Annotated in this window: 26 protein-coding genes and 4 tRNA genes; 17 read left to right on the plus strand and 13 right to left on the minus strand. The window is 38.8% G+C overall.

Going from position 1 to position 24,948, the window contains the following annotated elements:
• Positions 1–55: 55 nt before the first annotated feature.
• Positions 56–1,060 (plus strand): Tim44 domain-containing protein, encoded by a 1,005-nt coding sequence (locus AC1M86_RS01830; protein ID WP_481596768.1) that lies wholly within the window; start codon positions 56–58, stop codon positions 1,058–1,060.
• Between the two features lie 235 nt (positions 1,061–1,295).
• Here AC1M86_RS01830 and AC1M86_RS01835 read toward each other — a convergent pair whose 3' ends face one another.
• The gene (locus tag AC1M86_RS01835; RefSeq protein ID WP_180028696.1) at positions 1,296–2,483 is read right to left on the minus strand and encodes a trypsin-like peptidase domain-containing protein; all 1,188 of its coding nucleotides are present in this window, start codon (positions 2,481–2,483) and stop codon (positions 1,296–1,298) included.
• Between the two features lie 170 nt (positions 2,484–2,653).
• Between AC1M86_RS01835 and AC1M86_RS01840 the strand changes: the two genes are divergently transcribed.
• The 7 genes from AC1M86_RS01840 (at position 2,654) to AC1M86_RS01870 (ending at position 5,611) form a co-directional block, all read left to right on the plus strand.
• The gene (locus tag AC1M86_RS01840) at positions 2,654–3,412 is read left to right on the plus strand and encodes a Nif3-like dinuclear metal center hexameric protein (RefSeq protein WP_481588532.1); all 759 of its coding nucleotides are present in this window, start codon (positions 2,654–2,656) and stop codon (positions 3,410–3,412) included.
• 161 nt (positions 3,413–3,573) lie between these two features.
• The gene (locus AC1M86_RS01845) at positions 3,574–4,200 is read left to right on the plus strand and encodes a superoxide dismutase (RefSeq protein WP_092765960.1); all 627 of its coding nucleotides are present in this window, start codon (positions 3,574–3,576) and stop codon (positions 4,198–4,200) included.
• Positions 4,201–4,354: 154 nt separating this feature from the next.
• Positions 4,355–4,430 (plus strand) — tRNA-Asn (locus AC1M86_RS01850).
• Between the two features lie 6 nt (positions 4,431–4,436).
• A tRNA-Asn gene (locus AC1M86_RS01855) sits at positions 4,437–4,512 on the plus strand.
• A gap of 96 nt (positions 4,513–4,608) precedes the next feature.
• The gene (locus AC1M86_RS01860) at positions 4,609–4,911 is read left to right on the plus strand and encodes a hypothetical protein (protein WP_481607110.1); all 303 of its coding nucleotides are present in this window, start codon (positions 4,609–4,611) and stop codon (positions 4,909–4,911) included.
• Positions 4,912–5,017: 106 nt separating this feature from the next.
• A tRNA-Asn gene (locus tag AC1M86_RS01865) sits at positions 5,018–5,093 on the plus strand.
• 65 nt (positions 5,094–5,158) lie between these two features.
• Entirely contained in the window at positions 5,159–5,611 is a 453-nt protein-coding gene (locus tag AC1M86_RS01870) for a DUF2726 domain-containing protein (RefSeq protein WP_481607111.1), read from the plus strand.
• Here the strand turns inward: AC1M86_RS01870 and AC1M86_RS01875 are convergent, their stop codons facing one another.
• The 4 genes from AC1M86_RS01875 to AC1M86_RS01890 form a co-directional block, all read right to left on the minus strand.
• Positions 5,612–5,842, minus strand: coding sequence for a hypothetical protein (locus AC1M86_RS01875; RefSeq protein WP_051586562.1), 231 nt, complete (start codon positions 5,840–5,842; stop codon positions 5,612–5,614). It lies immediately after the preceding gene.
• Positions 5,843–5,954: 112 nt separating this feature from the next.
• The gene (locus tag AC1M86_RS01880) at positions 5,955–7,178 is read right to left on the minus strand and encodes an alpha/beta hydrolase family protein (protein ID WP_481607112.1); all 1,224 of its coding nucleotides are present in this window, start codon (positions 7,176–7,178) and stop codon (positions 5,955–5,957) included.
• Positions 7,179–7,286: 108 nt separating this feature from the next.
• The gene (ubiA, locus tag AC1M86_RS01885; RefSeq protein WP_481607113.1) at positions 7,287–8,165 is read right to left on the minus strand and encodes a 4-hydroxybenzoate octaprenyltransferase; all 879 of its coding nucleotides are present in this window, start codon (positions 8,163–8,165) and stop codon (positions 7,287–7,289) included.
• Positions 8,166–8,175: 10 nt separating this feature from the next.
• Complete coding sequence (locus AC1M86_RS01890) at positions 8,176–8,667, minus strand: chorismate--pyruvate lyase family protein (RefSeq protein WP_481607114.1); 492 nt, start codon at positions 8,665–8,667, stop codon at positions 8,176–8,178.
• 159 nt (positions 8,668–8,826) lie between these two features.
• On the opposite strand from AC1M86_RS01890, the gene AC1M86_RS01895 reads away from it, so the two are divergent.
• A complete protein-coding gene (locus AC1M86_RS01895) occupies positions 8,827–9,741 on the plus strand; it encodes a polysaccharide deacetylase family protein (RefSeq protein ID WP_481607115.1) in 915 nt (304 codons plus the stop codon).
• A gap of 30 nt (positions 9,742–9,771) precedes the next feature.
• Here AC1M86_RS01895 and AC1M86_RS01900 read toward each other — a convergent pair whose 3' ends face one another.
• On the minus strand, positions 9,772–10,050 hold the full coding sequence (locus AC1M86_RS01900; RefSeq protein ID WP_180028688.1) for a hypothetical protein: 279 nt from the start codon (positions 10,048–10,050) through the stop codon (positions 9,772–9,774).
• A 96-nt stretch (positions 10,051–10,146) separates the two neighbouring features.
• Positions 10,147–11,562 carry a type I glutamate--ammonia ligase gene (glnA, locus tag AC1M86_RS01905; protein WP_171076768.1) on the minus strand — a complete coding sequence of 472 codons (1,416 nt, stop codon included), beginning with the start codon at positions 11,560–11,562 and terminating at the stop codon, positions 10,147–10,149.
• 952 nt (positions 11,563–12,514) lie between these two features.
• Between glnA and AC1M86_RS01910 the strand changes: the two genes are divergently transcribed.
• The 6 genes from AC1M86_RS01910 to AC1M86_RS01935 all read left to right on the plus strand — a co-directional run bounded on the left by AC1M86_RS01910 (position 12,515) and on the right by AC1M86_RS01935 (position 17,024).
• On the plus strand, positions 12,515–13,099 hold the full coding sequence (locus tag AC1M86_RS01910; RefSeq protein ID WP_092765952.1) for an anthranilate synthase component II: 585 nt from the start codon (positions 12,515–12,517) through the stop codon (positions 13,097–13,099).
• 9 nt (positions 13,100–13,108) lie between these two features.
• A complete protein-coding gene (gene trpD, locus AC1M86_RS01915) occupies positions 13,109–14,155 on the plus strand; it encodes an anthranilate phosphoribosyltransferase (RefSeq protein WP_035266991.1) in 1,047 nt (348 codons plus the stop codon).
• An 18-nt stretch (positions 14,156–14,173) separates the two neighbouring features.
• On the plus strand, positions 14,174–14,980 hold the full coding sequence (trpC, locus tag AC1M86_RS01920; protein WP_481607116.1) for an indole-3-glycerol phosphate synthase TrpC: 807 nt from the start codon (positions 14,174–14,176) through the stop codon (positions 14,978–14,980).
• Between the two features lie 284 nt (positions 14,981–15,264).
• Positions 15,265–15,948, plus strand: coding sequence for a Smr/MutS family protein (locus AC1M86_RS01925; RefSeq protein ID WP_481607117.1), 684 nt, complete (start codon positions 15,265–15,267; stop codon positions 15,946–15,948).
• Between the two features lie 94 nt (positions 15,949–16,042).
• Positions 16,043–16,591 (plus strand): GTP cyclohydrolase I FolE, encoded by a 549-nt coding sequence (gene folE / locus AC1M86_RS01930; RefSeq protein WP_171076769.1) that lies wholly within the window; start codon positions 16,043–16,045, stop codon positions 16,589–16,591.
• A 73-nt stretch (positions 16,592–16,664) separates the two neighbouring features.
• Positions 16,665–17,024, plus strand: coding sequence for a cupin domain-containing protein (locus AC1M86_RS01935; RefSeq protein ID WP_481593179.1), 360 nt, complete (start codon positions 16,665–16,667; stop codon positions 17,022–17,024).
• A 45-nt stretch (positions 17,025–17,069) separates the two neighbouring features.
• On the opposite strand, the gene AC1M86_RS01940 is transcribed toward AC1M86_RS01935, so the two are convergent.
• The 4 genes from AC1M86_RS01940 to hemE form a co-directional block, all read right to left on the minus strand.
• Complete coding sequence (locus AC1M86_RS01940) at positions 17,070–18,947, minus strand: Lnb N-terminal periplasmic domain-containing protein (protein WP_481607118.1); 1,878 nt, start codon at positions 18,945–18,947, stop codon at positions 17,070–17,072.
• A gap of 59 nt (positions 18,948–19,006) precedes the next feature.
• A complete protein-coding gene (locus AC1M86_RS01945) occupies positions 19,007–19,477 on the minus strand; it encodes a DUF3015 family protein (protein ID WP_481586570.1) in 471 nt (156 codons plus the stop codon).
• A gap of 150 nt (positions 19,478–19,627) precedes the next feature.
• Entirely contained in the window at positions 19,628–20,428 is an 801-nt protein-coding gene (locus tag AC1M86_RS01950; RefSeq protein ID WP_481607119.1) for a DUF817 family protein, read from the minus strand.
• Positions 20,429–20,445: 17 nt separating this feature from the next.
• Complete coding sequence (gene hemE, locus AC1M86_RS01955) at positions 20,446–21,519, minus strand: uroporphyrinogen decarboxylase (protein ID WP_481607120.1); 1,074 nt, start codon at positions 21,517–21,519, stop codon at positions 20,446–20,448.
• Positions 21,520–21,724: 205 nt separating this feature from the next.
• On the opposite strand from hemE, the gene AC1M86_RS01960 reads away from it, so the two are divergent.
• Entirely contained in the window at positions 21,725–22,954 is a 1,230-nt protein-coding gene (locus AC1M86_RS01960) for a L,D-transpeptidase family protein (protein WP_092765945.1), read from the plus strand.
• Positions 22,955–23,102: 148 nt separating this feature from the next.
• Positions 23,103–23,801, plus strand: coding sequence for a pirin family protein (locus tag AC1M86_RS01965; protein ID WP_481607121.1), 699 nt, complete (start codon positions 23,103–23,105; stop codon positions 23,799–23,801).
• 141 nt (positions 23,802–23,942) lie between these two features.
• On the opposite strand, the gene AC1M86_RS01970 is transcribed toward AC1M86_RS01965, so the two are convergent.
• Both AC1M86_RS01970 and greB read right to left on the minus strand, forming a co-directional pair.
• Positions 23,943–24,032, minus strand: a tRNA-Ser gene (locus AC1M86_RS01970).
• Positions 24,033–24,122: 90 nt separating this feature from the next.
• Positions 24,123–24,617, minus strand: a complete 495-nt coding sequence (gene greB, locus AC1M86_RS01975) for a transcription elongation factor GreB (protein ID WP_180028138.1) — start codon at positions 24,615–24,617, stop codon at positions 24,123–24,125.
• Between the last annotated feature and the right edge of the window lie 331 nt (positions 24,618–24,948).

A 24,948-nucleotide genomic window follows, 5' to 3' on the forward strand; every position in this document is an offset into this window, starting at 1 on the left:
CCAAAAGACTGCATAAATACAGTGTGAAATTAACTTTTTAAAATAGGAATTTTAGATGGAAGTTCGACAGCGTAGTTTAGTTGCGGGTATTTTAATGGCGACACTCATGGTAGCGCCTTTTGCAGAAGCAAAACGTGCTGGTGGTGGTAAAAGCCATGGTATGAGCCGTTCTGCTGCTCCAACCCAATCATATCAGCAACCACGTCAAGCTACTCCTGCCCAACAACCTGCTGCTCCAGCGACTGCGCCTCAAAAGTCTGGTCCTGGTGTGGGTGGTATGGTCGCTGCTGGTGTTGCTGGTGCTGCAATTGGTGCAGTCGCAGCAAATGCTTTAGCAGATGATGATACTGTTCCAGCAAGTCAAGCAGAAGTTGCTGCACAACCTGAGGAAGATGGTGGTATCCCAAGTTGGGTATGGTTGTTGATTATTGCTGCTGCTGCGTTCTTCATCTTCCGTAAATTCGGAGCAAAAAAAAAATTAGCGGCTAACAACCCTTATGCACCAAACAGTTCAGGTCCACAATCTGCACCGTTTGGTCAAACTGCTGCACCTCGCCCTTCAGTGTCTAATGACAATACCAATATTTTTGGTCAATCTGTGGGCGGTGGCACAGCTGCATCTCAAGCGCCATTTGGTCAAGCACCACAAGCTCCTTTTGGTGCAGCAACAATGTCTAGTGGAAGTCAGCTACCTGACGGAACTGAACCAGCTGCTTTCTTACGCATTGCACGCCAACGCTTCAACCATATTCAATCAATGAATACGGCAAGTAATATTGCTGAGATTCAACGTTATTTGACGCCTGATCTTTATCAATCGATGTATAACGATATTATGGGTAACCAAGATCAAGACGTAGCTGAGTTTTCAAATCTGAATGCTATGGTTGTTGATTCTGCGACTGAAAATGGTCAATACGTTGTCAGCGTTCGTTTCACGGGTACGGTAAGTGAAGACTTAAATAGCCTTCCACAACCGTTTGCTGAAGTTTGGCATTTCGTTAAACCAGCAGGTTCTAGTCAAGATTGGTTGGTTGCGGGTATTCAACAGGAAAGCTAATTTTATTCTCAAAAAAAGCCAGTGAACCACTGGCTTTTTTTGTTTCGTACACTGTTTAATCATTGTTGAGTGAATTCAATTTTGCATGTGTTAAAACTCTATCTCACCGTCACTTAGGAATGCATGACCGTATTTAATTATTAAATAGCAGATTTATTCAGATTCATTCAAAGGTATGAAACAATATAGAATCTAAGAATTATAAAAAAGCCCCATATTACTGGGGCTTGTTAATTTAACGACGAGGTAATGGAATATACTGGCTATTACGATCGCTGGTTTCAGCTGGTCGTTCACCAATAACCACTTCAGTATTGATGCTCTTACCTTCACGTAAAATCTCAATTTTTGCAGAGGTATTCGGTGATTGCATTGCAACATAATTAATCAATTGTGATGGATTGTTGATCTCCTGATCATTTACTTTCATGATCCGATCACCGACTTTAATCTTAGCTTTATCTGCAGGACCAGACTCATAGACGCTGCTCACAATTACACCCTTCTCACGAGGTTGTAATACATCGGGTTGCGTCGGATTCGCCAAACCAATACCTAGCCACCCTCGAATTACTCTGCCTTCTTTTAATATTGAATTCAGAACTTGCTGGCAGACTTTAGCAGGAATAGCAAAACCAATTCCTAAAGAACCACCCGATTGCGAGAAAATTGCAGTATTAATCCCAATCAAATTACCTGCAACATCAATGAGTGCTCCCCCAGAATTACCTGGATTAATAGCAGCATCGGTTTGAATAAAATCTTCATAGAAATTTATACCCAATCCCGAACGTTCTGTCGCAGATATGATCCCTTGCGTAACTGTTTGTCCCACGCCAAATGGATTACCAATTGCGAGTACAACATCTCCAACTTCATTTCCACTCAGTTTGAAAGGAAGCACTGGCAGTTTGTCCATTTCGATTTTAATGACTGCTAAATCCGTATCAGGATCTGTTCCAATTACTTTGGCTTCTGCTCGACGACCATCATACAAAGCCACAACAATCTGGTCAGCCTGTGCAATCACATGATTATTAGTCAGAATATAACCATCAGGCCGAACAATCACCCCCGAACCCAAACTATTTTCATTTGGTTCTTGTCCAAAACGTTCAGGTAATTGACCACCAAAAAATTCTCTAAAAACAGGATCATTTAAAATCGGATGATCCACTTTTTTTACAGTTTGTGTTGTAAAAATATTAACGACTGCAGGTGCTGCGACCTTTACCGCAGCATTGTATGACACTACTCCCCCAGAACGTGTCGTATCCACCAAAGGTTCTACTTTTTCAGCTGGCATTTTATATCCATCAGCTGCTATTTGAGGCTTTGGTTGATTTAGTTTTTGCCATGTGACAAAACTAATAATGACAATGATGAGTAACACCCATGGTAACCATGTAAAGGACCGGCGCACTTTAATATCCTCTGAGAATTTTAATTTATTGATGACAAAAGTATTTTATGACTGCATATTGTAATCAAAAAAAATTTATATACCTAAAATTGTGAAAATAGTTTTGTTCGGCTTTAGTTAAGATTAAAAATATGCTTTGATCTTTATATTTTCACAGACTTAAGAACATTATGGCAAAGCTAAACGACATTATCCAATGGTGTGATCAGACCCTAAAGGCCAATGAATTTAAAGATTACGCTCCCAATGGTCTGCAAATCGAAGGTAAAACAGAAGTAAAGCGAATTGTTTGTGCTGTATCGGCTTCTCAATCAGCCATTGATGCTGCAATCGAGCTGCAAGCTGATGTTTTATTGGTTCACCATGGCTATTTTTGGAAAGGTGAGCCATCTCCGATTACAGGAATGCGTGGCAAGCGAATTAAATCACTCATTCAACATGATATTTCACTATTAGCTTATCATTTACCTCTCGATAGCCACCCTAGCTTGGGAAATAATGCTGCGATAGCAGATTTACTTCATCTTGATCAAATTGAAGCACTTGATCCGAGTGAACGTCATCCCATTGGAAATATCGGCTATTTAAAAAATGCAATGACCCCAGATGAGTTCAAAGCTTTTGTGTCACAACAACTTAATTATGATGCGATACATTTGATGGCTGATAAACCAAGTATTCAAAAAGTTGGATTTTGTACTGGCGGTGCTCAAGACTTTATCACTAAAGCTGCCGAACAAAATTGCGATGCTTATATTTCAGGTGAAGTTAGTGAGCGTACCTTTTATCAAGCTTTAGAATTAGATGTGCATTATTACGCATGTGGACATCATGCGACTGAACGTTATGGTGTTCAACGACTAGGTCAAGCAATTTGTGAACAATTTGGTCTTGAATATCATTACGTTGAACTCAATAATCCTATTTAATTTGATTTAACCACGCGTTTTAAATTGGAGTGAGCTTATACGTATTAATTCACGCTTTATTCTGTATTCTTATTTATAAGTAATGCGCAAAATATGGTGAGAATCTATTACAATAAGTGCACTTCGATGTAAAACCCAGCACAATGCAAGGAACTTAAAACATGACAACGATTACTTTACCAGCTCTTCCGTACGGTTACGAAGATCTTGCTCCACACATCAGCAAAGAAACTTTAGAATACCACCACGACAAACACCACAATACTTACGTTGTTAATTTAAACAACCTTATTGCAGGTACTGATCTTGAAGGTAAAACGCTTGAAGAAATTATCAAAGCTTCTGCTGGTGATGCTTCTAAAGCGGGTATCTTCAACAACGCAGCACAAGTTTGGAACCACACATTCTACTGGAACTGTATGGCTAAAAACGGTGGCGGTAAAGCGACTGGTGCTTTAGCTGCTAAAATCGACGAAGCTTTCGGTTCTTACGAAAAATTTGCTGAAGAATTTGCTGCTGCTGCTACAACTCAATTCGGTTCAGGTTGGGCTTGGTTAGTTGCTGATGAAGTAAATGGTAAACTTTCTATCATGAAAACTTCAAATGCTGATACTCCACTTGCTCATGGTAAAGTAGCTGTACTAACGATCGATGTTTGGGAACATGCTTACTACATCGACTTCCGTAACGCTCGTCCTAAGTATATTTCTACTTTCTTAGAAAGCTTAGTGAACTGGGATTACGCTAACGCAAAATATGCTGGTCAAGAAGCTGGCGTAGAAAAATAAGATTTAACCGTCTTATTAGGTTTAAAAAAACCATCCTTTTAGGATGGTTTTTTTGTTATTTACATCAATTTGAGTATTAATAAATCAAACTATTCATTTCTTTACAATAATTGGTTGACGACTAGTAATTTCAACCCTAAAATGCGCATCAGATTCTCCAATAGCTCAGTCGGTAGAGCGACGGACTGTTAATCCGCAGGTCCCTGGTTCGAGCCCAGGTTGGAGAGCCAATCTAATCTCCCATAGCTCAGTCGGTAGAGCGACGGACTGTTAATCCGCAGGTCCCTGGTTCGAGCCCAGGTGGGAGAGCCAAGTTTCTAAAAACCCAAGCATAATGACTTGGGTTTTTTTATGCCTAAATTTTTTGATTTATTATAGAATTATTCTAATTTTATAAAAAAGTCTAAAATGAATACACCTTGGCTTAAATCACTGATTTTCTGGTCTCTACTTGTTGGCAGTCTCATCTTTATATTTCAATGCACTCAGCAATCTGAACATAATAAAGTAGCCCCTGCACTTATGTATGAACGTCTGTATCACTGCACTTCAGAATTATCCTCTGAACACACACTCCTGATTAAAAAAATTCAAAACGAGGTAAATGTGGAATCATCACAACAAACCATGATGGAACTTATGAGTTTATGCCGTAAAGCGAATCCACTGAAAAGCAAAGCAGAGTATGTCCATTTATTAAAAAAGCTATAGATCGTTTCACTTAGATTAAATTTAAATCAGTTGATTCATATTTCTAATATTTTTCAATGTTAAGGCTTGACCTCTCTTCATTTGACTCATAGAATGCGTACCAGATTCTCCAATAGCTCAGTCGGTAGAGCGACGGACTGTTAATCCGCAGGTCCCTGGTTCGAGCCCAGGTTGGAGAGCCAAGATTCTAAAAACCCACTCAATCGAGTGGGTTTTTTCTTATATGTGCTTTTATTTACGAATTCCTGTGTTTCAATCCAGTCAAATTACTTTCTTAATTATTGGTGTTATTGCAACCCTTGCCCTGCTCACCATTATCTTTCAACAATTATTTAAAAAGCCACAACGCTTTTACCCCAAACGCATTATTACCGCATTTGAAAGTAAAATGTTTTTTAGATTAAAAGAGAGTTTTCCGCAATACCATGTGCTTGCTCAAGTCGCTTTTAGCGCTTTAATCACAAACCCCAGTCTAAAGATTCGAGCTAAATTTAATCGAAAAGTGACTGACTTTGTCTTACTGGATGATCAGCTTAAAGTTATCGCCATTATCGAGCTCGATGATCCCAGTCATCTTGGTAAGGAACAAGAAGATGCTGAACGCGATCAAATGTTTTATGAAGCAGGATATCGAGTATTTCGCTATAACGGTATCCCAAGTATTCAAAGTCTCAGAAAAGACATTCTTGCTAAAAAATAATTAGTTCAAAGGCTCCGCTACAGACGAAGCATTCTGCTCAAGTTGCTCTTGTTTTTCTCTAGCTTCAATTCGCGCGGCTTGTTCTGCACGTAAACGATCGTACTCTGCTTTGTTTTTTGCATCACTCTTTACTGCAAAAAAAGCAATCGCAATGATAAGCAACGGGATAAGGGGGCCTAGACTTGCCAATAAAATAAATTTAGTGGTGAATTTCTTTTTTGATGAAGTCATCGACAAAACCTGAGTCATTGAGTCCGAGGCAATATAACAGAATAAAGTCATAGAAAAAACTTTAGCTTTAAGTGTCAACTAAGATGCAACACCCTAGCTGACCTAGTCACGTTTAACGCACCGGTAAATACGATTTAATAAAATCAACAACCTCATCATTTTTCTCAACAATCGCTTGTGTATGCGATGCTCCTGCCACAATATCTAATACAATTGGAGGTTGAGTCCCCAATCCATTTAACTGATTTACTAATTGTTGTGTTACTTGATATGGGACAGCGGTGTCATTTTCACCTTGAACCACATAAACCGGTTTCATGAGTTTTTGAGTTCCAGGCTGATTATTACTTAAAAAACTACTCACCACTGGATCATTTTCAAAACCAACCTTTAACCCAGGATAGTCCATTACTTTTTGTGTTGAATTTGATTCCAAATAAGTCTTAATATCTGTTCTAAACTCATCAATTAATGGCATCAAGCATATGCCATTTTCACCAGTCGCCCCCTCAGCTTTCTCTGCCACAGCTTGAGACCTAGATTGGAATATCGTTGCTAATGAAAATCTAGGTTCATATGCTTTAATCCCTACGCCTGTATAAGCAGCATAAGCTAATAGCTCTGAATAAATAGCGATTGCCAAATCTCTATTTTGACTTTCTATCGCTGAAATGGCATTTGGTGCGACTTGGGTAATAATGTAACCCAAACTGGATGCTGGAGCAGTCGCTACAGCCCCTTTGTAATACGGATCATTATTGGCATATTGTGCAATTCCTAATGATGCATGACCACCTTGGGATTGGCCGACAGACATCCAAGATTTATTTAATCGTGATGGATATGCTTGGTGAACTGACTTTATTGCATGAATCGCAGATTGTGCAGCACTAGATAGATGAAGATAAGGATGAATCCCTTTAACCCCCAAACCTTCATAATCAGGGGCTACAATGACATAACCTTCTTTAAGAAGATTGTTCGCTAAAATTTCAAAATTCGAATTGAGTACATTATTGCTTGGTGCACATTCGTCTCCAACACCAGTTGTTCCATGTGCCCATACCACCACTGGCCATCCTGCTGCTGGCTGAGCAGTCTTAGGAAACATGACCATTGCTGTAGCCTTAGTTTTCTGACCCAGAACATTCGGCATTAAATAAGTCATAATTTGGATTTTGGAAGCTTGCTCTAGACTATCTTTTTGATAAGCTTTCTCAGCAACAAACACTTTTTCTTGAAAAATATTTTTATCATCATCACTATTACAAGCTGTTAAGAGTAATGCTGCCGTACAGCACATTGCGATAACCGTTTTTTTAATTGTACTCTTCATAATTCTTTCCATTCATTATTATCACTCTCCATGAGTACTTTTAATTAAACATAAAAAAAAGCATCCGACTAGGATGCTTAATTAGTTTATTTTTATTTAATGTTAAGATTAAATTAATGCAATAAAAATCCCCATAAAGATCATCACCCCTACCCATCGGTTATGTCTAAATGCCCAGAAGCACCATTGCGGATCTTTATCACGTGTTTTGGTCCATTGATAGATGAAATCACCTACCACGAGCACTAATGCGATTAATCCAAAAGGGACAAGTATCTGTTCAAGCCATAGTGCAGCACCAATTAAAATGACACTAATCGCCTGCAATAAACTGATAATTTTAATATCATTTTTTCCAAACAAAATGGCCGTCGACTTAACCCCAATCTTTAAATCATATTCGCGATCCGTAATCGCATATTGAGTATCATAAGCTACAGTCCAAGCCAAATTACCGAAATAAAGTAGCCAACATGTCCAATCCAAAGGCTTACCCATTGCAGTAAATGACATCGGTATACCCCATGAGAATGCCATCCCCAGTACCACTTGAGGTAAATGTGTATAGCGCTTCATAAATGGATAGATGAAAGCAAGTACCAGCCCAATTAAGGCACAATAAAAAGTTTCAATAGGCAGGAAGAACAATGTACAAGCACTTGCAGCAACCAGTGCGATAAACACCCAAACTGCTTCTTTTGCAGAAATCACACCTGTGGCTAATGGACGATTTTTGGTTCTTTCTACGTGTGCATCCACTTTACGATCAGCAAAATCATTAATGGCACAACCCGCTGCACGCATAAATATAGTGCCACATACGATGGCAAGCAGTGTCACTAAATCAGGTATTCCACCAGCTGCAATCCACAGCGCCCATAAGGTGGGCCACAGGACTAACTCAGTACCAATTGGCTTATCGAAACGACATAAATAGTAATAAGCGCTTAAACGCTCGCGCCAGGTGATTGCTTGTGCGGTTGCCATAAAGTCTAGCTCAATGAGTTTTTATAAAACGTTCAAATGCTGGTAAAAATGTTTCTTGGACAATAAATTTACAGCCATGCCAAGTATAACAGCTCTGTCTGGTCCATCCATCCTCAAGTAGGATCACGCGACGTTGGCATTGCGGTTCTGTGCGTTGGAAGAGGAATCGACCTATAGGCTGATTTCCAATATGTTGAAAGAGACGTGCTTTTTTTTGAAGACTAGTAATTGGGAAAATAGATTTCGCTTTTACCCACGGTTCACACTCAGAACCAAATAAATGAGTCTCTCTAACCCAAGAAGTATGCTGATGAGATACACCCATCCAGCTGGCATCATGAAAATTTAAACGTTGAAATCGCTCTTGGATTCGTTGGACTTTAAATATTCCATCAGCTAAATCTGTCAGTTGTTGGGTAAGTGAGCCTGAGGCGTACAACCATTTTTTTAACTCAGGACACATTAATTTTTCCTGATCATTAAATTGACGGCTTTCAAGCATATTTCAGACTACCATTATTTTATACTCTCAAGTGTACCCAAGCTTTAGAACGAATGCACCAAACCTATGGTTTAGTTTAAGGCATCACACTCACACATTTCATACTGCACTCCCCCAAAAAATGCTATAAACATTCATTCGTAAACAACTTCATTAAACATGCTTAAATTTAGCTTGTACTTATTTATATCACTGTTATTTCTTTCCCAAGCTCATGCTCGTCAATTAGCACTGAGTTTTGATGATGGATTAAATCCAACTATCGATCCTACTGCTCCACACATTAATCAACAAATACTAGCGCATTTAAAATCCAAAAATATTCAATCGATCATTTTCCCAAGTTACATCAAAATCGGTGACAATGCGGGTAAAGACTTAATACGTCAATGGGATAAACACGGACACATTGTTGGCAATCACAGTGCTTTTCACGAAAATTTAAATAAACCTGAAATTTTGGCGAAAGACTACATCAAGAGCATTAAAATTAATGAATTGGTTTTTCATGATTTAAAAAACTATAGGAAAATTTTTAGATATCCCTATCTCAAAGAAGGCAATAATATTGCGAAAAGAGATCAAGTCCAAAACTGGTTAAAACAAAATCATTACCAGCATGGTGGTGTCAGTATTGATGCAAGTGACTGGTTTTATAATCAAAAATATCTAGCGTATCTAAAAGCAGGAAAAACGTCACACATTAAAAGATTGAAGCGTGCTTATATTGATCATCTTCTTGATCGAGCTGAATATTATGACTCACTCGCATTGCAAACCCTTCAACACTCTCCTCAACATGTATTGTTACTCCATACGAATGCGATTAATGGACAGTTTCTAGGCGAGATCATTCTAGCCTTAGAAAGCAAAGGTTGGAAAATAATCAATGCAACAGATGCTTATACTAATCCACTATATAAGAATTTCAGCTCTAATATCCCCGCTGGAGAGAGTATTATATGGTCTATCGCCAAGAGCCAAAATATTGAAAATTTAAGATATCCTGCTGAGGATGCACCTTATGAGCGTGAAAACTTACTCAAATATGACTTGGATGATCACAAGGAATAAATCTTATTTTTTAGGCGCAGACACACACATTCAAGCACTGTCTGATTTTGCAATCACTTCAAATTTACCTTGCGCTGTTTTTACTAAAATAAAACCTTCGGCACTGATATAAAATTCATTTGGATAATCAAATTGTAAAGCCAAATCAGGATTTCTCAGTTCAAGAAATTGTGCCTGTTTATAGCCTTCCATGGTTCTGCCAACTTCCAAATAGGTCACTTCAGAAAAATTGAGCTTAAATCCTTTTTCGTGGTCACTTGGATCATTCCAAGGAAAAAATCCCGTGTGCTTTTTACGTGGCTTTGCCATGAAATATTTCTCATATTTGACTACATTTATTTTAACTCAAAACACAAAAAAACCCGCGCATTGCGCGGGTTTTTTACAGCGAAATTCGTGAACGAATTACAGGCTGTAGTACATATCAAATTCAACTGGGTGAGTTGTCGTATTAAGACGACGAACTTCTTCAGTTTTAAGCTCAATGTAAGCATCAAGCATTTCTTTAGTGAATACGCCACCTTTAAGAAGGTAATCGTGATCCGCTTGAAGAGCTTCTAAAGCCATATCCAAGCTGTGTGCAACTGTAGGAATTTTTGCTTCTTCTTCAGGAGGTAGATCATACAAATTCTTGTCTGAAGCTTCACCTGGATGAATCTTGTTTTGAATACCGTCGATACCCGCCATTAACAATGCAGCAAAACCTAAGTACGGGTTCATCATTGGATCTGGGAAACGTGCTTCAATACGTTTACCTTTCGGGCTAGAAACGTATGGAATACGGATAGAAGCTGAACGGTTACGCGCTGAGTAAGCAAGCATAATTGGCGCTTCATAATGTGGCACTAAACGCTTATACGAGTTTGTAGAAGGGTTAGTAATCGCATTTAATGAGCGTGCGTGCTTGATGATACCGCCAATGAAATACAATGCCATTTCTGAAAGGCCTGCATATTCATCACCAGCAAACAAGTTCTTGCCGTCTTTAGAAATTGACATATGAACGTGCATACCAGAACCGTTATCACCAACCATTGGTTTAGGCATAAACGTTGCAGTTTTAGCATATTGATGAGCAACGTTCCAAACAGCATATTTAAACTGTTGTACTTCATCAGCTTTACGAACCATTGTGTTGAAGCTCACACCAATTTCTAATTGGCAAGATGCAACTTCATGGTGATGTACTTCTACACGACCTGGCCCCATGATGTCTTCAATTTTCGCACACATTTCTGCACGCATATCGTGGTGAGAATCAACTGGAGGCACTGGGAAGTAACCACCTTTAACGCGTGGACGGTGGCCTGAGTTACCTGATTCGTAAGAATTACCTGTAGACCAAGCAGCTTCTTCAGCGATTAATGTATGGCGAGCACCAGACATATCGATGTCCCATTTAACTTCGTCAAATACGAAGAATTCTGGTTCTGGACCAAAGAAAGCAGTATCACCAATACCAGTAGATTTTAAATATTCTTCTGCACGGCGAGCAATTGAACGTGGGTCACGGTCATAACCTTGACCAGTAGATGGCTCAATAACATCACAAGTCACCACTACAGTTGGCTCTGCAAAAAACGGGTCGATAAAACCTGTTTCAGCATCTGGACGTAAGATCATGTCAGACGCTTCGATACCTTTCCAACCAGCAATTGAAGAACCGTCGAACATTTTACCATCTTCAAAAGTATCTTCATCGATAGTATCTGCTGGGTAAGTAACATGTTGTTCTTTACCCTTAGTGTCCGTAAAACGGAAGTCTACCCATTTTGCGCCACTTTCTTGGATGAGTTGTAGGACCTTGTTCGCCATGCTCATTTTGCTCCGATGATTTTTTGTTGCACATTTAGTGCGTGTTAGTAGTTGGTAGTTTTAAAGCAATTACCGTACCAACTTTTAAAAGCAAAGCTAAAATCTTGAAATCCTTATCAGATTAACAGCTTTATTCACTTTGCTTTGCGACTATTATACTGTGCTTAAAACTAAATGCACCATATTCAGGCACAGTTCATCGCAATAAAAAATATTTATTTACAACCTGTATCAAAATGGTGCATCTCAGAGCATGATCGTTTAATTATTAAACTTAAAGTCAAGTTTATTCAGGGATTTAATTACCTAATTTACCAAACGATATATTTTATAAATTTTTATAAATTAGAAAAATGGATCAAATTTTCAGACACATGCGTTTAACACATTGTTTTATATATCATTAAATAAAAAATTTTAATATTTTATTTTTATTTGGAAGACAAATAATCCAACTCAATCATAACTTTATTAATACACATCGAGCCATGATAAATCTAAATTTTGTGCATCATATTAGTTCAGTAAAATTAAATATCTTAGATAAATGATGTAAAAGTGAACGACCGCGAGACTAAATCTTATAAATTATAAATTTACTGAGTGCATTTTGTTTGTTTGTTTTTAACACAAATCTCACTCATCAAACACAATGATTAAAAAAACTTATGAATAACACGTATGAGCTTTTAGATTCAGATCAATATTTCATTTATTAGCGCTATTCACCTAGAACCATTCATTCACACATTAATTTGATTTAAGTGATCAATATTGCTGATGTTTTGAACCCCAAAATTTAACCTGCGCTGATAAAAGAATCTGCTATGATAACTGCCACTTAATCGCTTTGAGTTACTAGACAAGGATGCAGTCAACACCCTGTGATGCATCTTATCAATGTGAATAACAAAGCTAAATTAAGTTAAATTATAAATTTCAAGAGGTTAAGCTTAAAATGCTTCTGATGATCGACAACTATGACTCTTTTACCTACAACATCGTCCAATATTTTGGCGAGTTAAATCAGGAAGTAAAAGTGGTCCGTAATGATGCCGTGACTTTGGAGGATATTGAGCGATGGCAACCAAAATATCTCGTCATTGGACCTGGTCCCTGCTCTCCCTCTGAGGCAGGTATTTCAATCCCAGCGATTCAACACTTTTCAGGCAAGATTCCACTGCTTGGGGTGTGCTTAGGTCACCAAAGTATCGGGCAAGCATTTGGTGGAGATATTGTTCGTGCAAAAAAAGTAATGCACGGGCGTTTATCTGACATGTACCACTCTGATCAAGGGATCTTTAGCAATCTACCCTCTCCATTCTCAGCGACTCGCTATCACTCTTTAGTCATTGATCAAGCGACTTTACCTGAATGTTTAGAGGTGACGTGTTGGACCAATGAAGAAGATGGTTCTATGGAAGAAATTATGGGTGTGAAACATAAAACCCTTCCCGTTGAAGGTGTTCAGTTCCATCCAGAATCGATACTCAGCCAACATGGCCACAAAATTTTCCAAAACTTCTTAGAAATTTATGCGTAAGAGCAAGACATGAATATTCAACAAGCATTAAACAACATTACGAAAAATATTGAATTAACACAGCCTCAAATGGAAGCTGTTATGCGCACCATTATGGATGGTGAAGCGACTGATGCACAAATCGGTGCATTAATGATGGGTTTACGTTTAAAAGGCGAAAGTATTGACGAAATTACTGCTGCTGCACGCGTGATGCGTGAATATGCGATCAAGATTGATGTCAGTGATCTTCCATACTTAGTCGATATTGTTGGCACGGGTGGTGATGGACAAAACCTGTTTAATGTATCAACTGCATCAAGTTTTGTAATTGCAGCTGCAGGTGCAACGATTGCCAAACACGGTGGCCGAGGTGTGTCATCAAAATCAGGCTCGTCAGATCTATTAGAACAAGCTGGTATTAATCTCGACCTAAATATGGCACAGACTGAACGCTGTATCCGCGATTTGGGTGTGGGTTTTCTCTTTGCTCCAAACCATCATAAAGCAATGAAGTATGCAGCAGGTCCTCGTAAAGAATTGGGCTTCAGAAGCATTTTCAACTTACTTGGCCCGCTTACGAATCCGGCTGGTGTAAAGCGCTTTGTAATTGGCGTGTTCTCAACAGAATTATGTCGACCTATTGCTGAAGTTCTTAAGCAACTTGGTGCTGAGCACGTCATGGTTGTTCACTCTAAAGATGGGCTAGATGAAATCAGTCTTGCTTCATCCACCTATGTTGCTGAGTTAAAAAATGGTGAAATTACTGAATGGGAAATCCTCCCTGAGGATGTAGAGATTGAGTCTCAAACATTGACGCATTTATCTGTTGATAGCTCTGCTGAAAGTTTGGCACTGATCAAAGATGCACTAGGTAAGAAAAAATCACCGAAAGGTGAAAAAGCGGCCAGTATGATTGCATTAAATGCTGGTGCTGGTATTTATGTCTCAGGTTTAACTTCGAGTTATAAACAAGGTGTGGCATTAGCACATGACATCATTTATGGTGGTCAGGCACTTGAAAAGATGGATGTGCTTTCTGAATTCACAAAAACAATAAAACATTATGAAGCTTAATTAAGTCAGGACATTCTTATGTTAGATATCGCGAATACTATTCTTGGCAAAATTGTTGACCGTAAACAAGAAGAGTTTGCTGCACGATTAAAACAACGTAGTTATAAGGACGTCGAAGAACTCGCTCAAGCCGCTAGCCCTGTTCGCGGTTTTGCTCAAGCACTACAGCACAAACGTCCTGCTGTCATTGCTGAAATCAAAAAAGCATCTCCATCTAAAGGCATTATTCGAGAAAACTTCCATCCTGCTGAAATAGCTGAACAGTATCAATCAGCAGGTGCGGCATGTTTATCAGTACTTACAGATATTGATTTCTTCCAAGGTGCCGATGAGAACATTCATATTGCTCGTTCTCACTGTGATTTGCCTGCACTAAGAAAAGATTTCTTAATCGATCCTTATGGTGTGATTGAAGCTCGCGCATTGCATGCAGACTGTATCCTTCTCATTGTTGCATGTCTTTCAGATCAACAACTTGAGGAAATGTCGAAAACTGCATTTGAACATCATTTAGATGTACTGGTTGAAGTGCATGATGAATATGAACTAGAACGTGCTCTCAAATTATCAGATCGTTGTTTATTAGGCGTTAATAATCGTAATTTAAAAACTTTCGATGTTGATTTGAACACATCAATTCGTCTAAAAAAACAACTTGCACCATCTCGTTTATTAGTGACGGAAAGCGGCATTGCAACCTCAGCGGATGTCACCATGATGCAAGAAAATGACATTCACACTTTCCTTGTGGGTGAAAGTTTTATGAAACAGCCTCGTCCTGATCATGCCTTTACCGCATTGTTTGGCGAACCTCAGAATATTTAACTCTAATATTCTGCGGTAAATTGTTCGACTAAAAATAATTCAATCTCATAAGAATGGATTTCCGAATCCATTCTTGCCTCCATTAATGCCAACAACAATAGCTAGAACAAATTCAAAATAAATTAGATTAATAATCAATCTCTTTTTTTTGCTTTATCCCTTAAGTTATCTCCACTTAATTCAACACCTTAAAATCAACTTAAATACTTCTCACTACAAAGTTAAGGGATTTTCGGATTATAATCACATTCATTCCTCTTCCACTTTAAAGTCACAAGCACGTTATGAGTAAACATGATTCTTCTTTATCAAAAGATCAATTTAATTTACTGAAACAGTTTAAGAAACAAATCAGTAATCCTGCTCCTCGTGTTGAAGCTCCTAAACCTATTGAAAAGACGGTTGAACAAGAGCATGAGGAAGATTTAGAACTCTTTCGTCAGCAAATGCAAGGTGTTCAAAAAATTGATCATGGCAATATTGCAAAAATTGAGAAACCAGCCAAAAAGAAATTGGATGCTCAAACCTTAGCAAAACGTGCTGCTGCTGAAGGTCCAATGCATACTGATGAAACTGTGATGTCTGATACTCAAGCCATGCTCAATCCAGTTGGCAGTCAGGCTAGTCTCAGTTATCGAATTGCGACCTTACAACACAAAGTATTTGAAGATCTGAAAGCTGGAAATTTACGTTGGTTTGAAGCAGTTGATTTGCATGGCTGTACCGTAGAAGAAGCACGTTCAGCTGTATTGCAAATTATTCAGATAGCGAAAGAGCAAAATCAAAACGTCATTAAAATTGTTCATGGTAAAGGCCCTGAAGCTGTTTTAAAAACCTATGTTAATAGTTGGCTCAGACAACATCGTGATGTTTTGGCTTTTGTCAGTGCGCCTGAAAAACAAGGTGGCACTGGCGCGGTCTTAGTTCTGCTTAAACGTGCAGAAAAGAATCCAAAATTTACTCAATAATCGGAATTTTTTCTGAATATACGGCATTGTAATCGTTTTCTGATACAATGCCGTCCTTGTTCAACATCTGTGTAAGTGAACACGTCATATGTCTATGCAGCAATCCTACGCCAACATTTTAACTGCCGTTGGCGAAGATCTTACTCGTCCTGGTCTTAAAGATACACCAATGCGTGCTGCTAAAGCTTTTTCGTATTTGACGTCAGGTTATAGCCAAACGCTTGAAGAAGTGACCAACAATGCGGTCTTCCCTTCAGACAACCGTGAAATGGTTTTGGTCAAGAACATCGAATTCTATTCGCTTTGTGAACATCATTTACTGCCGTTCTATGGACGTGTGCATATTGCCTACTTACCAGAAGGTCAAGTTTTAGGTTTATCTAAATTTGCACGTATTACTGAAATGTTTGCCCGTCGTCTACAGATTCAAGAAAATCTAACTCAACAGATTGCTGAAGCTGTGGCTCAAGTGACTGGTGCTAGAGGCGTAGCTGTTGTCATTGATTCAGCACATATGTGTATGATGATGCGTGGTGTAGGCAAACAAGAGTCAACCACTCGTACAGTATCATTTGTTGGGGACTTTAAAACTAACAAAGATGAACGTCGCGAGTTTCTGAGCGCTGTTCCAGAAAGTTATTAATTCATAAAAACCTCAACCCTGTTGAGGTTTTTTTTAGACCGTATTCCAAGGCTCAATTTCTTAAGGTGAATATATGACATCTCTTCATGTTGCAGGTCAAGGTCAACAACACGCAGAAAAATCAGTCGACTTCCCGCGTCCTGATCGTCTCGTCCAAGGCAATCCCGAACGTCACACCTACAGTCTTTATGAACACGAGCATATGGAATGTGGGATTTGGGAATGTGAAGTTGGTGCTTGGAATATTCAATTTGCCGACAATAAACAAGAATTCTTTCAAATTATAGAAGGAAAAGTTCGCATCCACACTCAAAACAAAAATCACTTTATCGAAGTTTCGGCAGGTCAAGCAGGTGTAATCCCACCAGGATTCATTGGCACATTTGAAGTCGTTGAGCAAGTAAAAAAGTACTATGTGAATGTAATCGTTTAAAAACAAGCTTCACCTTTCAGCACAGTACTTCCTAGTACTGTATATTTACCAATAGCGCGTAAATCCCAAACTAGTTTGATGCCAATCATGCTGTTTTTGTAATTGATAATTCCAGTGAATAGAGATAGCACTTTGCGAGTTAGGTGCATAATGAAGTGAGGATCTTAGTCCGAGCTGCCAAGCCTGCTGATCCTCCCAAAAAGGGATTTCAACTTGCACTAAACTATTCACTCGATCTGACCATAAACTTTGGCAACCTACAGTTGGCCCTAGCCCCAATCTCCAACCCTTTTCTAAACTTTTTCCAGCTTGAATATGATTTTGCATCTGCGCATAACACAGGTGTTCACGATCTGCATCTGCCCAACTATATCCAAACTGTGTTGATAGATTCAAAACACCATGTTGCTCGGTATCACTGAAATTTCCAGAATCATCAATTGAGAGTTGTTTCCAACCGAATCCAAATCCCCAACTCAACGGCGTCTTAAAAGGCGTAATTGGATTATAAGAATTCACTTCTAAAAGATCCAAATCAGCCAACTTGAGTTGATCATTCCGAAACTCAAGACTCCCCTCAAGAAATTTCAACTGCGTTCCAAGTCGGTATCCCCCCTGAAGATCAGATAAATCGTGATAGGCTTGTCGATGGTTGATCTGCACAAACGTATCGTCTTGCACTCGTCCAAATTCAATCGATGTTTTTCGAGCATGATGCCCATCCACAGGGTCAATTCGTGGTCTTGCCACTTCAGTACGTTGTTTTTCAACAGGGAGTTGGCTTCTTAAACTCAAAATTTGTCGTATTTTAGGTTGCGCAATACTCGCTTCGATTTTTTGAGAAATGAGCTGTAGATACAAATGATCATATGCCATCTCAAGAATACGCGCCTGATCCTTGGCCGTAAATTGAGCTAAAAATTCACGCATTTGTGCTGGTTGCACCAGCGTTAATTGATGTGCCGAATGTGCTAAGTCATTACCATGTTGTTTTGCTTGATGAAGTAACTGCGTTTCAAGTGCTGGGCGATAAACAGTATCTTTAATGAGGCCTTGCTGCTGCACCGCTTTGATGGTTTCGACTGGAATTGCAATATGACTAAACTGTGCTTGTAGATTGGCATCGGGTTTTACCAAATCAATGAGTCCCAATAAGCGGTAGGCACAATTATCACTTATAAAATAATAGGGAAATTGGACATGCTTTAACTCCCAGATATGTTGTACTAAACGTGTGGTTTCTTCTGGGTTTAATGCTAATTCGTATTCCCACAAATCACGGCTTTCGAAATCACCATACTCTTTTACTTTTCGATAGTAGGGCATTAACGAATATTCACCTGGATATTGACCCGTTAAGCCTTTCCAAGCAAAAGAAAAACTATCACTATTTTCGACCGTCGCAGCGTAGTTGACTGCATAAGAAATAAGATTAAGCTCTTTTTGATCTTTAGGATCAAGACGTAGCAAGGTATGACCAAACATCGAACTTGGATTTCCCATGAAATCTGTCGCATAAATCAATGTTGCTTGATACGGTTTAATCTGTCCAATCCATTCCTCTAGAGCAGGACAATCTGCTTTAGGAAGCTCCTCTTGTTTTATTTTCAGTTGTTCTATTAACCATGCAGAGCGAGCTGGGAAACGACATATAATGGATTGATCTTGTCCTCGATCTATAAATAATTCACGAATATTTGCATTCAGCTCATCTTCTAAATTATCTGCACCATTTGCACTAAAAAAAAATCCTGAATAGCTGACTTCACTCTTCGCTTGATGTGCATACATTAATCTTTGCCAAGTTTTATTTTTATCAAGCTGATGGTGTTGTGCTTGTGCAATATATTGTTCAACTGGAGAAGTATATGCATGTGTCAGAAAGCTACTGACAATCAAGGCAGAAAAAAAAGCAAATTTCATAAAATGAACTTAATAATGATGAAACAAAAAAACCCCGCCATAAGACAGGGTTTTCGCAATTAAACGTAAGCTTTTAAAACTTCGTCTTGAGACATAACAGTTTGAAGAGATGCAAGGACTTGGAATGCATCTTGATTGTCCGCTGAATAAATTTCAGAGAAATTTTCTTTTGATACTGCAAAGAAACGTGCTTTATCTTCAGATTTAATATTCAGAAGCTCTGCAAGGACGTTAAGACTTTCCCCCTCACCTACCGCCATATCACGTGCAAGAGCTTCGGAATTTTCATTTGTAAATGTTACTGCTTGTGCTGTTACTGTACCTGTACCACTACAGCCTAACGTCCCGAAAGTAATACCGAATAATTGGTTAGCAAATAAACCGTTGGTCGTACCTGCTAAGATTTTTGCAACTTTACCAGACTGACCTGCCCAAACTTGTGAACCGATACCACAACCCACATCACGGTCAGCAAATGCAGCTGTTGATCCTACTGCCAATACCGCAGCTAAAGCTAATTTTTTATACATAACATCACTCCAAACTTGATGTACTCAAGTGTTCTTTATTGTTTCAATTTTGTTCTTTTACGAACTTCTTTAACATAGCGATATCAAGCCAAGAACGCAAAACAAATCTTACCAATGCCATCAAGTATCGAGTTTTTTTGATGAATTAACTTATTCGCCCTTCAATCGCCACAAACCCTGTGAATTCCGTTCACCTAGGATTTTTAACACCAATACTAAACTCAGCATTAATAGGAGATACCAAGAGCCAAGTTTCCCCCATCCCACCATATGCCACTGTTCCACTTGCGTTGGATACAACCAAATTTGATAAAAAGTACTGATATTTTCAGCAATCCAAATAATAAATGCCAACAACAAAAGCACAGGAAGCATTGGCAAGGTCATTTCATGATATTTAAGCTTGAACGTTATTTTAGTTTTCCAAAATATCAATACGCTCCATGCAAACAATAAGTATCGTATATCTGGGATAAAGAACTTCGTCATAAAGTTTAAATAGGACAAGATCGCTAAACTCATCATATTGAAAAAACTAGGTAAGTTCTCAATTTCTACGCGATAGAGCCTGAGTGAACGAGCAAAAAAACTGCCTACGGCAGAATACATAAATCCCGCAAAAAGTGGTACGGTCATAATCTTAAATACCGCAGGTTGCGGATATTGCCATGATGCAATCTGTGGATGGGTCAGGAAAATCTCCATGACCATGGCCACCATATGAAAAATTGCAATAACTTTGGCTTCAGCCCAAGACTCTAACTTTAAAAGCAGTAAACAGACCTGAATAACCATTGCATAAATCAAGAGGTAGTCGTATCGGTACAATCCATAATATTCTTGATGCCCTATCGAAGCCGTCAAAGCAAAGGCTAGCAGTAATAAAATACCAAATAAGGCAGCGGATGCTGCCTTATAATGAAACTCAAATAATGATTTTAAAAAGCTCACACATTCATCCTAAATGCTTAGCCTAAATATTTTGCGCTGTACTCATGTACCGTATCAATGAAAACTTTAGGATTCGCAGGATCTACCCATTGGGTGATACCGTGTCCAAGGTTTGCAACATAACCCGTTTTTTCACCAGCAGCATATGCATCATCGAGCATTAATTTTACTGACTTTTCGATACTCGCAGGAGAGCCATATAATGTTGCAGGGTCTAAATTACCTTGTAGGGCAGCGCGACCAGCAACAGTTTGACGTGCAACATTTAAAGGGGTTGTCCAATCTAGTCCAAACGCATCTGCGCCAGTTGCGATCATAGGTTCTAACCATTGACCACCACCTTTGGTAAATAAAATTACTGGTACTTTGCGGCCTTCATTTTCACGATTTAAACCCTTCACGATTTTGTGCATATAATTGAGGGAAAATTCTTGATATTCTCGATGTGCAAGTGCACCACCCCAACTGTCAAAAATTTGAATCGCCTGCGCACCTGCCTCAATCTGTGCGTTCAAATAATCTATGACTGAATCAGCCAAATGATCTAACAAGGCATGTAAAACTTCAGGTTGTGCATACATCATTTGCTTGGTGTAACGGAAATCTTTACTCGACCCACCCTCGATCATATACGTCGCGAGTGTCCATGGACTCCCAGAAAACCCGATTAGCGGTACCTGGCCACCTAATGCTGATCGGATTGTCGACACTGCATTCATGACATAGTCTAAGTCCGATTTAGCATCAATTTTTGGTAATTGGGCTACATCCTGCTCAGTACGGACTGTTTTCTTAAATTTTGGTCCTTCCCCTGCTTCAAAATATAGTCCTAAGCCCAAAGCATCAGGAATAGTCAAAATATCTGAAAATAGGATGGCTGCATCTAAGTCATAGCGACGAAGCGGCTGTAAAGTCACTTCACAAGCAAAGTCATTATTTTTGCATAAAGAAAGAAAATCACCCGCAGTTGCGCGTGTCGCACGGTATTCAGGTAAATATCGACCAGCCTGACGCATCATCCAAACTGGCGTGCAGTCCACAGGTTCACGTAATAAGGCACGCAGAAAACGATCATTTTTTAAGGTCGTCATTTACTTTCTCGATGCAAAATTGAAATTCCATTCATCATACCAAAAAGCTGCACTTTAAAGTATTTAGTTAGAATGAAAATAAAGATTGAGACTATCGGAATTTATTTGATTTAAACAAAACAAATACTGCATATCCGTGTTTTTTCTGCAATACTTTATCCGTGTTTTTATAAATCAATATGAATAATTCTTAAGGTTGAATTACATGTTCGTTCGCTCAATTCTTGCTTTGAGTTTAAGTTGTATTATGTCTGGAACTGCATTGGCTGCTTCTGGTACTGCTGAACAACCGCTTTCTCCAATTACAAAAACGAGTTTAGATACTATTCAAGATCCAATTGATCCTCTCGCGGTAGAATCTAGCTCTGAAGCCCAAATTAGCCAGCAAGAGCAAAATGATCTAAATCAAGCTGCAGATACGCTTCAAAACCTAGAAAGAACTGAGGATAGCACTGCGGACATTGGCAGTGCACCTGCATCTTCAGCAGTGACAAATTCAGCTCCATCTACATCAGCACCTGCTACAGCAAATTCATGGACGCTAGACAGTCTGAATAATGCTGAATGGTATGAAAATATTGGCAAAGGTCAATTCCCTGTATATGCCCGTGCACATGTAATGTTAAATAATTCACATGCTTCACCAGGTGCTATTGACGGTACAAGTGGAAAAAATACACTTAAAGCAATTGCTTCATTCCAGCAAATGAATGGTTTAAAGGCTACAGGTGTTTTGACGAAAGAAACTTGGGATGCTCTAGTTGCACGCCAAGCTGGTAAACCTGCTTATGTTGAATATACGATTACCGAAGCAGACCTAAAAGGTCCTTATGCAGCCTCAATTCCTCATGACTATGCTTTACAAGCGAAAATGAAAGGTCTTTATTACACTCGTGTAAGTGAAATGCTGGCTGAAAAATTCCATATGGATGAAGAGTTTCTCAAGAAACTAAATCCTAAAGCGACATTTAAGAAAGCGGGTGAAAAGCTTATTGTGACCAACATTCGCAATGAACTTCCAGAAAATATTCATTTAATCGTGGCTCATAAAGGCGCTAAACAACTTTATTTATTTAACCAACAAAACCAAATGGTTGGCTCATTCCCAGCAACCATCGGTAGTGCTGACACCCCTTCTCCGACTGGAACATACAAAATTACTGGTGTAGCGAAAAACCCTTGGTATAGCTATTCACCAAGTAACTTTGTACAAGGTAAAAATTTGAAGCCACTTTCATTACCACCTGGTCCTAATGGCCCTGTAGGTAATATCTGGATCGGTTTAAGCAAAAAATCGTTCGGTATTCACGGCACACCTAACCCATCAAGTATTTCTAAGACAGCTTCACACGGTTGTATCCGCTTAACCAACTGGGATGCGAATGATCTGGGTAACAAAGTTCGTTCTGGCGTTACAGTAAAATTCTTAGAATAATCTAATTTTAAAAAGCCTGCTTCAAGCAGGCTTTTTTATCCTTTTTATGTTTCAAAATTAGAACGATACGTTGTCCTAACCTACTATCTTATTCATTTTAAACTATTAAAATAACATCATCTTTAAGAATAATGAAAGGAGCATCATCATGAATGCTTATTTACATCGCAGTGAATCACGTGGTCATGTAAAAATGGGTTGGTTAGAATCCAAACACAGCTTCTCATTTGGGAGCTGGTATGACCCTAACCACATGGGCATCAGTGCTCTCCGTGTCATTAATGATGACCTCATAGCTGGTCATCAAGGCTTCGGTACACATCCACACGACAATATGGAAATTCTCACCTGTGTATTGCAGGGAGCGATTACACATAAAGATAGTATGGGTAACCACGGTGATATCAAAGCTGGTGAATGGCAACTGATGAGTGCAGGTACAGGCATTCAACACAGTGAAATAAACCAAGGTGATGAAACAGTTCATTTACTGCAAATCTGGATTATTCCAAATCAGCGCGATGCAGAGCCGAATTACCAACAAATTCAACTCGATCCTGCTGAACAACCGAACAAATGGCATCTGATTTGTGGACCGACAGAACAAGCACCCATGCATATTCGCCAAAATGCGGAGGTTAAAACAGCTGTTTTGGAGAAAGGTCATTCACTTGAAGTTGTTGCAACACAACATGTCAGCTATCTACATGTGATTAGTGGTTCAATTCAAGTCGCTGAACACACTGTGAATGCTGGAGATGCTATTGCATTTATTGATCCAGCGCAGATTGAAGCATCAGAAGATGCTCGTGTGATTTGGTTCGATCTTCCAGAAAAAGTGGCTTAAACGCTGTAGAGAAACCACCTTAGGGTGGTTTTTTATGCCATGCTCAAAAAATTAAATCAAACAGTAAATATCAGTCTTAATATCGCACGAATATGAAGAAAATAAAAAAAGCCACTAATGATTAGTGGCTTTTTAAAAATTTGGCGGAAGCGGTGAGATTCGAACTCACGGAGGACTCACACCCTCGTCGGTTTTCAAGACCGGTGCATTAAACCGCTCTGCCACGCTTCCAATGGCGGCTATCATATAAATATTTTTTAAAATTGGCAAACACTTTTCTAAGAAATTTTGCTCGCCTGCCTATTTTTAAATCAGAAATTACTATTTTGATGAATTTTCGAGCTTTTCATAGCGAATTGAATTAATAAACCATGTTTTTTTTCCCAAGGGTGTATGTACCTCAAATTCATCATCTACTTGCTTACCTAACATTGCACGTGCCATAGGTGAATCTATTGAAATATGTTGAGGATGATGATCATAAATTTCATCTACACCGACAATCCGAATCGTCTTTAGTTGGCCTTCCTCGTTCTCGATGTCTACCCAAGCGCCAAAATATACTTTGCCCTCTTGTTCAGGAGAAAAATCGATAATCCGCAACTCTTCAAGTCGTTTACCGAGGTAACGAACACGACGGTCTATTTTTCGTAAAATTTGTTTATTGTATTGATAATCTGCGTTTTCAGAACGATCACCTAAACTGGCAGCCCAATTCACTTTTTTGGTGATTTCAGGTCGTTCCTCATGCCATAAGTATTGTAGTTCTGCGACCAATTTGTCATGCCCACTTCGGGTAATTAAATTCGATTTCATAGGCGATAAAATGAGTATTTTGCTTACGTTATAGCGACACATTGCAACATTTTATACCGCATTTCTACATGGAAAAATTTTATAAAGTTTTTTCTTTTTATTTATCAATATCTTAAAACCATGTTTTTTATTTTTTTTTGTACAAAATTTGACATGAGTAAAATTGACCATTAATATGCGCCCATGTTTTATCTTGATTACTTTTTGTACGAAGATCTTTTCTTCAATATTTTATCCACCCACACATGTCATTTTGAATGACGTTCATGACGCCCACCCTAATTGAATTTATCAACTTTAAATAAAAGTTTAAGGCGGTACTGCTTTTGCT

It is taken from the genome of Acinetobacter sp. ANC_7654 (assembly GCF_056779855.1).